Origin of the sequence: Fulvivirga ligni, assembly GCF_021389935.1 — a bacterium.
Classification (GTDB): domain Bacteria; phylum Bacteroidota; class Bacteroidia; order Cytophagales; family Cyclobacteriaceae; genus Fulvivirga; species Fulvivirga ligni.
Map to the genome: position 1 here is coordinate 2,068,994 of NZ_CP089979.1, position 13,459 is coordinate 2,082,452.

General features: G+C 40.0%; 8 protein-coding genes. All 8 read left to right on the forward strand.

Annotated elements, in window-relative coordinates:
* Positions 1 to 247 precede the first annotated feature (247 nt).
* Positions 248 to 3,463: a SusC/RagA family TonB-linked outer membrane protein gene (locus LVD16_RS09220; RefSeq protein ID WP_233773642.1), complete on the forward strand. Its 3,216-nt coding sequence runs from the start codon at positions 248 to 250 to the stop codon at positions 3,461 to 3,463.
* 19 nt (positions 3,464 to 3,482) lie between these two features.
* Complete coding sequence (locus LVD16_RS09225) at positions 3,483 to 5,267, forward strand: RagB/SusD family nutrient uptake outer membrane protein (RefSeq protein WP_233773643.1); 1,785 nt, start codon at positions 3,483 to 3,485, stop codon at positions 5,265 to 5,267.
* A gap of 56 nt (positions 5,268 to 5,323) precedes the next feature.
* On the forward strand, positions 5,324 to 6,868 hold the full coding sequence (locus LVD16_RS09230) for a DUF5123 domain-containing protein (RefSeq protein WP_233773644.1): 1,545 nt from the start codon (positions 5,324 to 5,326) through the stop codon (positions 6,866 to 6,868).
* A gap of 86 nt (positions 6,869 to 6,954) precedes the next feature.
* Complete coding sequence (locus LVD16_RS09235) at positions 6,955 to 8,304, forward strand: pectate lyase (protein ID WP_233773645.1); 1,350 nt, start codon at positions 6,955 to 6,957, stop codon at positions 8,302 to 8,304.
* Positions 8,301 to 9,554, forward strand: a complete 1,254-nt coding sequence (locus tag LVD16_RS09240; protein WP_233773646.1) for a glycoside hydrolase family 88/105 protein — start codon at positions 8,301 to 8,303, stop codon at positions 9,552 to 9,554. Before LVD16_RS09235 ends, LVD16_RS09240 begins: the two co-directional genes overlap by 4 nt.
* A complete protein-coding gene (locus LVD16_RS09245; RefSeq protein WP_233773647.1) occupies positions 9,554 to 10,525 on the forward strand; it encodes a pectinesterase family protein in 972 nt (323 codons plus the stop codon). The genes LVD16_RS09240 and LVD16_RS09245 overlap by 1 nt, the downstream gene beginning before the upstream one ends.
* A gap of 6 nt (positions 10,526 to 10,531) precedes the next feature.
* Positions 10,532 to 12,190, forward strand: coding sequence for a glycoside hydrolase family 43 protein (locus LVD16_RS09250; RefSeq protein ID WP_233773648.1), 1,659 nt, complete (start codon positions 10,532 to 10,534; stop codon positions 12,188 to 12,190).
* Between the two features lie 7 nt (positions 12,191 to 12,197).
* Complete coding sequence (locus LVD16_RS09255) at positions 12,198 to 13,451, forward strand: DUF4861 domain-containing protein (RefSeq protein WP_233773649.1); 1,254 nt, start codon at positions 12,198 to 12,200, stop codon at positions 13,449 to 13,451.
* Positions 13,452 to 13,459 lie beyond the last annotated feature (8 nt).

Here is a 13,459-nt window from a genome sequence, read left to right on the forward strand (position 1 = left end):
CATTAACCCCTGGTTTTTGATCAATAGCAGATGTCTTAAATTCTAAATGAAACGCACAAAGACGCTGATAAATGCTTGAAAATCAGATAGTATTATTCAGTTTGTGCAATCGTTTACATTTTCGAAGGTTGTTACATTTCTAGTTTGTAATTTTATATCGTTTGCAAAACATTAGGAATCTAATTTCCATAAAATGGAATCGATTGCACTTAATTAAATTTAAGAATAACAAACAAACCCACACGCTATGAGTAAAATTCTTCTACTGTTTAAAAACAAGATTACAGCCCTGGTGCTGCTCGGTGCAGTCCTGCTGCTGCCGTATCATGGTTACTCCCAGAGTGATATGATTACAGGGACTGTATCATCTGAAGATGGCGAAAGACTGCCTGGTGTTTCGGTCATTATTAAAGGCACAACTAATGGTACCACCACAGATATGGATGGTGCTTTTCAGTTGAAGGCAAGTTCTAACGATATACTGGTATTTTCCTTTATAGGAATGAGGTCGAGAGAAATTGAAGTTGGAGCACAGACTAATTTAAAGGTTGTGCTTATTGAGGATATAGCCCAGCTAGACGAAGTGGTAGTAGTGGGTTATGGTACGCAGAAAAGATCAGAGCTGACAGGTTCTGTAGTTTCTGTAGAAGGTGATGCCTTAAAGAAAGTGCCTGTGGCTACTGTGGCTGAGTCTTTGACCGGTCGTTTGGCAGGTGTACAGGTTACAAGTTCAGAAGGTTCACCTGATAATGAGGTTAGAATTAGAGTAAGAGGTGGAGCCTCATTAACACAGGATAACTCTCCTTTATATATAGTAGATGGATTTCCTGTAAATAGTATTTCTGATCTTACACCTTCAGATATAGCAAGTATAGATGTACTTAAAGATGCATCTTCTACTGCAATTTACGGATCAAGAGGTGCTAACGGGGTAGTTATCATCACTACTAAAAGTGGTAAGCAGGGTAAGGTTACGGTGAGTTATAACTCGTTCTACGCTGTAAACAAAATTGCCAATAAATTAGATGTACTTAGCCCGGGAGATTACGCCAGATGGCAGTACGAATATGCCATGTTGAAAGACTCTGAAGATATTTCTTCTTATGAAGATTATTTTGGTTTGTTTCAGGATATTGATCTTTATGATGGTCTTCCTGCTAATGACTGGCAACAGCAAGTGTATGGTAGAACCGGCCATGTATTCAGTAATGATTTAAGTGTAAGAGGTGGAAGCGAGAAATTTAATTACTCTGCTAACATTGCTCGTTATGATCAAAAGGCGATCATGGTAGGCTCAGACTATTTAAGAAATAACCTTACTCTTAAATTAAATAACAAGCCTCATAAAGATGTGAACTTGAATTTTTCAGTTCGTTATTCTGATACAGATATTTCTGGAGGTGGTGCTAACGAGCAAAATGAGGTTTCTTCTGCAGATTCTCGTTTAAAGCATAGCATTGGTTACTCTCCAATTCCGATAGATGGGCTTACTAGCAGTAACGTTACAAATACTAACGAGCAAACAGCCGGTGATCTAACCAATCCATTAACATCGGTTGCGGATAATAACAGAATCCAAACTCGTAAAAACTATAACCTTGCAGGTGGTGTGTCCTGGAAGATTGCTGATTTCTTAACATTAAAAAGTGATTTCGGTCTTGATAACTATTATTATAATGATAATCGCTTTTATGGTTTAACTACTTACTATGTAAATAACAAACCTTCTGCTGAGCAGCAAGGTCAGCCTGCTGCTTCTTTGAGTGATAGAAGAGATGTTCGTTACAGAACAACTAATACACTCTCTACAGAAAACTTGCTAAAAGGTGAAAATAAATTGACTTTACTTGTAGGGCAGGAATATTTACTCACCCAGAGAACACAAAATACTAATGTGATTCATGGTTATCCAAAGCAGTTTACCTCAGAAGAGGCCTTTAAATTAACTACTCAGGGTACTCCGTTTACAATTGATAATTATTTGAACCCTGATGATAAGCTCTTGTCATTTTTTGGAAGATTCAACTATCAGTATAAAGACAGATATCTGTTAGAAGGAGTTTACCGTGCAGATGCTTCCAGTAGATTTTCTGGCGATAATTTCTGGGGATACTTTCCATCTATATCAGCAGGTTGGAAGATATCAGAAGAGAACTTCATGAGAGGTGTTTCCAGTTGGGTTAATCTTTTGAAATTAAGAGCTAGTTACGGTATTGCAGGTAATAATAATATTCAACTGGGGCAGACAGTTCAGTCATATGTTTCAAACAATACATCATGGCTTAATAACATTGATACATATTGGGCTCCTCAAAGTCGCTTAGCCAATCCTGATCTTAAGTGGGAGACTACGGCTACGAAAAACATAGGTCTTGATTTTGGAATACTAAAAGGCAGAATTAATGGTTCGGTAGAAGTGTATCTAAACAACACAGATGGAGTACTTATTGACTTCCCTATTCCAGGTACTGGATATGAATCTCAATTCAGAAATATGGGTGAAACCCAAAATAAAGGTCTAGAATTAGCACTTAGTGCCATAGCTATCGATAAAGAGGATTATGGTTTCAGTGTGAATTTCAACGTGGCCTTTAATAGAAACGAAGTGAAGTCTTTAGGACTTATGGAGGAATTTGGCCAGCCTACTAACTGGGCTTCGACTCAAATCAATAACGATTACTTAATTACTACAGGTCAGCCGGTGGGTATTATGTATGGTTACAGAAATGATGGCCGTTATGAGGTGTCTGATTTTAATTACGATGCTTCTACAGGAGAATACACTTTAAAAGATGGTATTCCTGATGTAGACTTTCTTTCAGTTGTGCCTGGAATGATGAAGTTAAAGGATCTTGATGGTGACGGTACAGTTACTGTAGCTGACCAGGAAATCATTGGTAATGCTAATCCTAAGCACACAGGTGGTATTGTATTGAACGGTTATGCTTATGGTTTTGATCTTACTGCTGCATTTAACTGGAGCTATGGCAATAATATCTATAACGCAAACAAGATTGAGTTTACCACTGCTAATCAGAACAATCAGTATAGAAACCTTATAGATATGCAGGCAGAGGGTAAGCGTTGGACGAATATCGATTGGGAAACAGGTGAGCTAGTGACTGATCCTCAGCAGCTTGCAGCGATGAACGCAAACACTACTATGTGGTCTCCATATATGGATAGATATGTTTTCAGTGACTGGGCTGTGGAAGATGGTTCATTCTTAAGGTTAAATACTTTGACTTTAGGTTACACTTTACCTGCTTCATTAACTAGCAAAGCACACATTGAAAAATTAAGGTTTTATGTGACAGGTTATAACGTATTTGTACTTACTAACTATTCAGGTTTTGATCCTGAAGTTTCTACAAGGCGAAAAACAGCTTTAACACCAGGTGTTGATTATTCAGCGTATCCTAGAAGTAGACAAATCTCTGTGGGCTTAAATCTTACTTTCTAATTTATTGAAGATGATTAATATGAAAAAGATTATATATATAGCGGGAGTAATGATGGGACTGTTCTTAACATCTTGTGAAGATGGTCTTGAAGCTCCAGCAAAATCAACTTTAGATGAATCTACCATTTTTTCCAACTATGATTTGGCTAAAGGAGCGGTAGATGGCATCAAAGAACCTTTCGGGCAAACTAATTCTTACCGAGGGAGATTTTTACCCTGGTATGGAATGAACACTGATATAGAGTGGTATAACTCTTCAACAAGTGGTAATGATAATTCTGACTTGGTAACTTATGATGCCAAGCCTAATAACTCTAACATGAACTCGGCTAATAATGCCTGGGCCATGATGTATTCAGGTATTGAAAGGGCTAATCTTTGTATCAACGGTTTAAGAACTTACGGTGATGCTGTGCCTGGAACCGATATGGGATATTTATTGGGAGAAGCATTAACATTAAGAGCCATTTACTATGCAGACCTAATGAAAGCATGGGGAGATGTGGTGGCCAGATTCGAACCTATTAATACAAGTACACTCTATTTACCTAAATCTAATAGAGATATCATCTACAAGCAGCTATTAGACGATTTAGCAGAGGCATCAGAACTTGTGCCTTGGCCTAATGAATCATCATTAACAGGTACAGTAGAGCAGGTGAACAAGGCTTTTGTTAAAGGATTCAGAGCACGTTTGGCGCTAGTGGCCGGTGGGTATTCTCAGTACCCTGATGGAGTGCGCTTGAGCACAGATCCTGATTTATCAAGAGATAAAATGTATGCTTTGGCATTACAAGAATGTAAAGATGTAATCGCTAGTGGTACAACTCAGCTTGAAGGCTCTTTTGAAGAGTTATGGAGAAAATATAACCGAGATGAGATAAACGCTGGTGGAGAGTCTCTTTGGGAGATACCTTTCTCATCAGGTAGAGGTAGATGGTTATTTACATTTGCTGTACGCCATAGAAGTGTTGATCAATACACTGGCCAAGCCAGAGGTGGTCAGGGTGGTCCTACACCTTTCATGTTCTACGAATATGATCCATCAGATCTTCGTCAGGATGTAACTTGTGTGCCTTATGAGTGGGGCGATGCTGATAAAGATACTAAAATTGCTCAGCAACAGCTTACTGGTATAGACTCTTGGGCTTTTGGTAAGTTCAGATATGAGTGGAAAGATAGCTATGTGACCTCAAGTAATGATGATGGTACTAACTTCATGTATATGAGATATGCCGAGGTTGTGCTTATGGCAGCTGAAGCAGCTAACGAGCTGGAAGGTCCTGGTTCTGCAGCTCCATACTTAAGAATGCTGAGAGAAAGAGCTTTTGATCCTGCTGACTGGTCAACTATGGTTGATGGTTATATCAACGGATTAGGAAGTAAAGAGGAAATGTTCCAAGCTATAGTGAAAGAGCATAAGCTTGAATTCTGTGGCGAAATGTTGAGAAAGCAAGCGCTTATCCGTTGGAATCTTTTAGGTGATAAATTAGAAGAAGCTAAAGCTAAAATGTATGATTTGAGAAACACTACTGGCGAATATTCAGATGTACCTCAGACCGTATATTATGAGATAGGAGAGGATGGCGAATCATTAGTTACCTATGGTATAGAGCGTGGAGAAACAGATAACAGATCTGCAGATTTTGCTTATTCTATGGATTGGGCTACGCCTGATGAAATAGAAGATGAGAAGATAGAAACACTCTATACTTTTGATCCTGATCAGCATCAGTTCTGGCCAATTTGGCAAGTATTTTTAGATGCTAGCAACGGACAGTTGAAAAATGATTACGGGTATTAATCAAGGATAATAGGAGTGTTTAAGGCACTCCCATTTCTGAATAAAATTATACAAACATGAAAAAATCATTCAAATATATATTTCTAGCCTTCGGTTTACTCCCTGTGATCATGACATCATGTTCTGATGACATAGATCCGGTAATAACGGAGCTTGATACCGATAGAGCTTTTGCTCCAGTTGGCCTCACAGCTTTCGTGAGAAACCAGACTACAATAGAATTAAAGTGGGATGTAAAAGAGGGTGTAGATCATTATGAAGTAGAGTTTAGTCAGGATAGCCTGGAATTTAACTCTATCATTCGTACTGTAACAGTGATGCCTGACGAGGTGCCTATTCAGGAAGCCTTTGAAGGAGAAACTCAATATTCTGCACGTGTGAAGGCAGTGAGAGAAGATGGAAAAGAATCAGGCTACGCTACTATTGCAGTGATGACTGCTATCGAAAATATCTTCTTGCCTTTAGAAGGAGAAGATATTGCAGCTAAGGAAGTTACTCTTAAATGGCCTGCAGGTAGTGAAGTAACTCATTTAATAGTAAATCCAGGCAATGTAAACAGAACCATAACTGCAGATGAAAAAGCAGCGGGTGAAGTGACCATTGAAGGGCTTACAGGAGAAACTGAGTACACCATCACTCTTTATAACAATACTAAAAGAAGAGGTGTAGTTACATTCGAAACGCTGGTAGATATAGGTGATGCTATAGCTGTACACCCTGAAGATGATTTATTAGCTATGATTGCAGCGGCTAACGACGGCGACGTACTAGTTCTTTTCCCTGGAGAATATGGTTCTGCAGAAGCTGGGCTAACTATTAATATTGAGAAATCAATTAAGCTAAGAGGCTTGTATCCGTATGACAGACCTGTTGTTTATGGTCAAATCACCTGTAATGCTGCGGTGGGCTTGTTAGAAGTGAGAAGCATCATCTTCGAAGGAACAGGATATGGTCAGTTCTTTAATGTATCTGGTTCTGATTGTAACGTAAGCACTTTAACTGTAGAAGATTGTGACATAAGTGGTTATTCTAACAACCTGATTTACAATAACAACTCAGGAGTATTTGGTACCATCAACATCAATAATTGCTACATCCATGACATACTAGGTAGTGGCGGTGATGGTATTGATTTCAGAAGTGGAGAAATCGGTGCTCTTAATGTTACTAATTCTACTTTCGCTAATGGTTTCAGAACATTCTTAAGAATGCAGGCAGAATGTAACTCGGTTTTCGAGAGCTGCACATTCTATCAGGTAGCTAACGTAGATAGTGGAAACAACAGAGGTCTTTTCAGATCTAGTGGTGGAGGTACCATTAAAGTAAGTGATTGTTTATTTGTACGCACTGGTCTGGAAGGTACTACTACCAGAGGATGGTGGACTAAAGCCGGTGATATGTCAGCCTCAACTACTTACGCTGATAATTACTTCTTCAATGTATTCAACTTATTTGCTGATGGCAGTGAGTATACTGATCCAGCGCAGGTTGATGCCACTGAATTAGATCCTGGCTTTGTAGATGCTGCCAATGAAGACTTTACAGTGACTAACCAAACGCTTATAGATGAGCAAATTGGTGACCCACGTTGGTTAAATTAAAAGTTTAGGTTTTGTGATTTTAAACTGCCTCTGTGAATAGATTTTGTCTTAGCAGAGGCAGTTATTTCTTAATTATTAACCATTAGATGAAGAGAACAATTATGATTAAAAACACGAAGGGTCAGATAAGATTAGTATGGGTGGTTTTGTGTACAATAATGATCTCTACATCTTGCATTAGCGCTCAAACCCCAGCTTTTCCGAGTGCTGAAGGATACGGTAAATTTACCACCGGAGGCCGAGGAGGCAAAGTGCTGATAGTCAGTAATCTAAATGATGATGGCCCAGGAAGTTTAAGGGCAGCCATTCAGGAGAAAGGCCCAAGAATCATCACCTTTTCCATTTCAGGAACAATAGCACTTAAATCTAACCTACCCATAGATAATGGAGATGTTACCATTGCCGGACAGTCGGCTCCCGGAGATGGTATTTGCATCAAAAACTACCCTGTGAGAATATCAGCAGATAATGTGATAGTAAGATATGTCCGCTTTCGTCTGGGCGACGAAATGAAAGTGGAGGATGATGCTATCAATGGCCGAAGAAGTAAAAACCTTATTATTGACCACTGCTCTATCAGTTGGTCAACAGACGAATGTGCTTCTTTTTATGGTAATACTAATTTTACCATGCAGTGGTGTATTGTGTCAGAAAGTCTTAATAACTCAGTCCATCATAAAGGAAATCATGGTTATGGTGGTATCTGGGGTGGAATTGGAGCTAGCTTCCATCATAATCTTTTAGCCCATCACACCAGCAGAAATCCAAGGTTTAGTGGTTCGGCCACTACTCCCAATAGCCCTCTGGAACATGTAGATTTCAGAAATAATGTGATTTATAACTGGGCTCATAACAGCACTTATGGCGGTGAAAAGGGGAAATACAACATGGTGAATAACTATTATAAACCAGGCCCTGCCACAGATAAATCGAAAAGAGATAGAATAGTTAATCCTAGTGAGCCATACGGACAGTTTTACGTGGCTGGCAACTTCGTAGAAGGCAGTGAGGAGTTAACTAAGGATAACTGGAATGGCGGTATTCAATGCGATGATCCCGAAGCCACCAAGGCCTCGGAGCAGTTTGAATATGTATCCACAGGTTCTGAAGAGTCTGCAAAGCAGGCCTATGAGTCAGTTTTGGCTAAAGCAGGAGCTAGTCTGAATAGGGATGCCGTTGATGAGAGAGTGATAAAGGAAGTGAAAACGGGTACAGCAGCTCATAATGATGGAATAATCAATTCACCGCAGGATGTTGGTGGCTATCCTGAGCTGCAGAGTAAACCTGCCCCAAAAGACTCAGATAATGATGGTATGCCAGATAGTTGGGAAAAGAAGCATAAGCTAGACCCTAAAAATGCCGATGATGCATCCGGCTTTACTGTAGATAAGAATTATACAAATATTGAAGTATACTTAAACGAATTGGTTCAATGAGAATTCAACCTAAAAAGTACTATAAAGTATTATTAGCGAGCTTGATAGCTACATTTTGTGCAGGTATGTTCACCTCATGTTCTACCTCAAAATCTGAAACTACTTCAGCTGATTCACTGGCAGTGGAGCAACCGGCAGAAAAGGCTCACTTATCAGTGAAAATGGCACAGTCTGAGATGCACCGTACGCCGGATGCTCAGTATTTAGACTTCAGACCGAAGCCGAAGTGGGAGTATACCAATGGTCTGATGTGCTCTGCTATGCTCAGAGTTTATGATAAAACAGGTGATAAGGCGTTCTTTAATTATGCAAAGGCTTATGCTGACTCAATGGTCAATGAGCAAGGACAGGTGAAAACCTATAAACTAACAGACTACAATATTGATCGTGTAAATCCCGGTAAATTCCTTATTGATCTGTACAATGAAACCGGACAAGAAAATTATAAAAAGGCCATTGAAATGCTTCGTGATCAAATGAGGGAGCATCCTCGTACCAGTGAGGGTGGCTTTTGGCATAAGAAAAGGTATCCTCATCAGATGTGGCTGGATGGTATTTACATGGGATCTCCATTCCTTGCTAAATATGCCGCCACCTTTAATGAACCACAGCTTTTTGATGACGTGGCTAATCAGATTTACCTGATTGATAAACATAACTATGATCCCGTGACTGGCCTTTATTATCATGGCTGGGATGAAAGCAAAGAGCAGGATTGGGCCAATAAGGAAACAGGTCTATCCGAAAATTTTTGGGGCAGAGGTATGGGCTGGTTAGCTATGGCTCTTGTAGATGTTTTGGATTATTTCCCTCAAGATCACCCAAAGAGAGAAATGATTCTACAAATAGCTGATAAAATGGCTCAAGGAGTGGTGAAATATCAGGATGAGAAAACAGGAGTTTGGTATCAGGTTTTAGATAAAGGGGAAAAAGATGGTAATTATTTAGAGGCGTCAGCTTCAAGTATGTTCGCTTATTTCTTACTCAAAGGCGTAGAGAAGGGCTATTTAGATCCAAAATATAAGGATACTGCCATAAAAGCTTACGACGGTGTGGTAAAGCAATTTATAAAGAATGAGTCAAATGGTGATGTGAGCATCATCGAAGTGTGCGCAGTTGCTGGTCTGGGTGGAGATCCTTACAGAAGCGGCACTTATGAGTATTACATCAATGAGAAGAAGAGAGACAATGATCCAAAAGCCGTAGGGCCTTTCATCATGGCCTCTTTATACTATGAAAATCTGAAATAATGAGAAGGTTAGGCATCATACTATTATTCTTAATTACTAATTCGGTCAATGCTCAACAGTTTGACTTTACTGTGGCGGCTGACGGAAGTGGCGATTTTAAGATGATTCAACAAGCTATTGATGCAGTGCCGGATATGAGGAAATCCGAAACCAGAATTTTCATTAAAAATGGTATTTATAAAGAAAAGCTGGTGCTTTCAGCTTCAAAAACCAACGTTACTTTCATAGGAGAAAGCGTGGAGAAGACCATCGTCACTTATGATGATTACGCCTCTAAAAAGAATCGTTTTGGAGAGGAAATAGGCACCTCAGGATCATCAGGATTCTTCGTGTTTGGAGAAGGCTTCATGGCTCAGAACATAACATTTGAAAACTCGTCAGGCCCTGTAGGTCAGGCAGTAGCGGTGAGGATAGATGGTGATAAGGTAATCTTTGATAATTGCAGGTTTCTAGGGTTTCAGGATACACTGTACCCTCATGGCGATAGAAGCAGACAGTATTACCGAAACTGCTACATAGAAGGTACCACAGATTTTATTTTTGGCTGGTCTACCGCTGTTTTTGATAACTGCGAGATCTATTCTAAAAAGAATGGAAGCTACGTTACAGCGGCATCAACTTTAGAAGAAACTGACTATGGATTTGTCTTCCTAAACTGTAAGCTTACAGGAGATGCTCCAGAAAACTCAGTTTACCTGGGCAGACCGTGGAGACCATTTGCCCAGACAGTTTTTATCAATTGTGACTTAGGAAAGCATATAAAGCCAGAAGGGTGGCATAATTGGAATAAGCCAGACGCTGAAAAGACCACCTTTTATGCAGAATATAACTCAAAAGGTCCGGGAAGTAACGGAGAGCGCGTGGATTGGTCTCATCAATTATCTGATGATCAGGCCAATAAGTACACGTTGGCCAATATATTTAAAGACTGGAATCCTCTCGATAAACTAAAGACCGCTATGGAAAACTAGAATTTTATGAACCCTACCCAGCTAATCCGAACTACCCTTACTCTATCACTTTTAGTGCTGGCATTGCTGTCAGTTACTCAAGTCCTGGCTCAGAAAAGCTCAGGCCTGTCGCAAGTATGGGTGTCAGATCAGGGTGATGGCACTTATAAGAATCCTATACTTTATGCCGATTATTCAGATCCGGATATATGCAAAGTGGGAGATGATTTTTATATGACTGCCTCTAGCTTTAATGCTATTCCGGGTTTACCCATTTTGCATTCTAAAGATCTGATTAACTGGCAACTAATGAGCTATGCTCTGGATAGACAACCACCTTTTGATCATTTCTCTATCCCTCAGCACGGCAATGGTGTTTGGGCTCCTTCCATCAGATATCACAATGATGAGTTTTACATCTATTATGGAGACCCTGACTATGGTATTTACATGGTTAAAGCCAAAGATCCTAAAGGGCCGTGGGAAGCTCCGGTTTTGGTGCAGGAAGGTAAAGGACTCATCGATCCATGTCCTCTTTGGGATGAAGATGGAAAAGCTTACCTGGTGCACGCCTATGCTGGCAGCAGAGCAGGTATTAAAAGCATCCTGGTTGTAAATAAAATGAGCCCTGATGGAACGCATCTATTGGATGAAGGTACCATTGTATTTGACGGACACGAGAACCATCCAACCATAGAGGGCCCCAAATTTTATAAGAGAAATGGTTACTACTACATCTTCGCACCTGCTGGTGGTGTGCCTACAGGATGGCAAATGGTATTGAGATCTAAAAATGTATTTGGCCCTTATGAAGATAAAATAGTTATGGATCAAGGCGCTACCGAAATCAATGGGCCTCATCAGGGCGGATGGGTAGAATTAGAATCAGGCGAAAGTTGGTTCGCCCATTTTCAGGACAGAGATGCGTACGGTAGAATCGTGAATTTACAACCCATGATCTGGAAGAATGACTGGCCAGTCATTGGTGTTGATAAGGATTCAGATGGCAAAGGAGAGCCGGTAATTACTTATAAAAAACCAAATGTAGGCAAGAGCTACGGCAAGCAGACGCCACCTGATACTGATGAATTCAATGAAAATAGTCTAGGGCTACAATGGCAATGGCACGCTAACCCAAAGGCTACATGGGCTTTTCCTAATGCATCGCAGGGATACCTGAGATTATATACAGATCAAATTCCTGAGGATGCAAGCAGCTATTGGTCGGTGCCGAATTTGTTACTTCAGAAGTTTCCGGCACAGGAATTTGCTGTTACCACCAAGCTCAGCTTTTTTCCTAATGAAAAGTTACAAAACGAAAGAACTGGTTTGATAATTATGGGTGAGGATTATGCCCATATTAATCTGATGAGTAAAGAAGATGGTCTTTATATAGAATATGCCGTAGCTCATGATGTAAGACATGGCAATAAAGAAAATCAGCAGATCATAAAGAAAATAAAAGGTAATGATGTTTACTTCCGGGTAGAAGTAAGTAAGGGTGCGAAATGCCAGTTTAGCTACAGTGAAAACGGTAAGAAGTTTACAGATGTAGGAGATGAGTTTACAGCGGTACCCGGACGCTGGATAGGAGCTAAGGTTGGCATTTTCGCGTTAAGACAAGATAAAATTAATGATTCAGGATACGCCAATTATGATTGGTTCAGATTTACACCTTTAAATTAACATGAACATGAGTAGAAATTTATGGCTCGCGGCTTTAGTAGTGCTTTTCGGTTGCAATAGCAATACAAAAAATGAAAGTGAAAGCACTGATGCAGAAAGTATTACCGAATTCACTGTTGTGGTGAATAACCCATTGTCTCAAGTACGAACGGGTACATTGGTAATGATCAAAGCAGCAGATTTGCCTTCAAATTTTAATAAAAATGCCTTTACCGTAATGCTTGGAGAGCAGGAAGTGCCATCTCAGTATAATACTAAAGGAGAGGAAGGGATCGCTTTTGTGATAGATACTCTTGCTGCTGAGGCTAAGGTGGAGTACACCATAGATTTTGATGTGGATGGTGAGAGAAAACATGACTACCCTAAAAGAACTCAGGCCGAGCTGTCTATTAAGAAAGGTGGCAAGTTTGAGAACAGAGAATATATGGGTGGTGAGTTTGAGAACATAGATTCACTGAGAGTTCCAGATGAACACACTGATCATTCATGGTTTATCCGCTATGAAGGTCCGGGATGGGAGTCTGATCTTGTTGGCTATCGATTCTATCTTGACTGGAGAAATGCTACTGATGTGTTTGGTAAAACCGGTCATGGTATGGAATTACAGCATGTAGGGAAAGATAATTTCGATTCTTATCATGAGCTCAGCGATTGGGGCATGGATGTATTGAAGGTAGGTGAATCATTAGGCGTAGGATCAATAGCTACTTACTATAATGACAAAGCCATGAGAGTAGCAGAAACTGACAGCGTAATAAGCAAAGTATTAGAAAATGGACCAGTTTACTCTGCCGTTCAAACTGATTACTTTGGCTGGAAAGTGGCTGATACTGAGCTTGATCTGGAGTCTGTTATCAGTATTCATGCAGGAACCAGACTATCTAAAGAGCAGCTTACCCTGGAAAATAGTCTTGAAAATATCGCTACTGGCCTTCATAAAGATAAAGGTACTGATCTATTCACCTCAGAAGGTGATGAAAATAGCTGGGGCTATCTGGCTACTTACGGAGCACAAAGTTTGAACAACGACAATCTGGGTCTTGCGATTTTGTTCCCTCCTAAAAGCCTGAAAAACTTCACTGAAGATGCTCATAGTCATGTTGTTACATTAAACCCTGAAGGAAATGAAGTGACTTATTACTTTTTAGCTGCCTGGGAGAAGGAAATGGATGGCATAACTACTAAAGAGCAATTTGTTGAGTACCTGAACAAAACTGCCAAAGAATTGGCACATCCTGTGGAAGTATTAGTTACGGAATAAAAGAATTT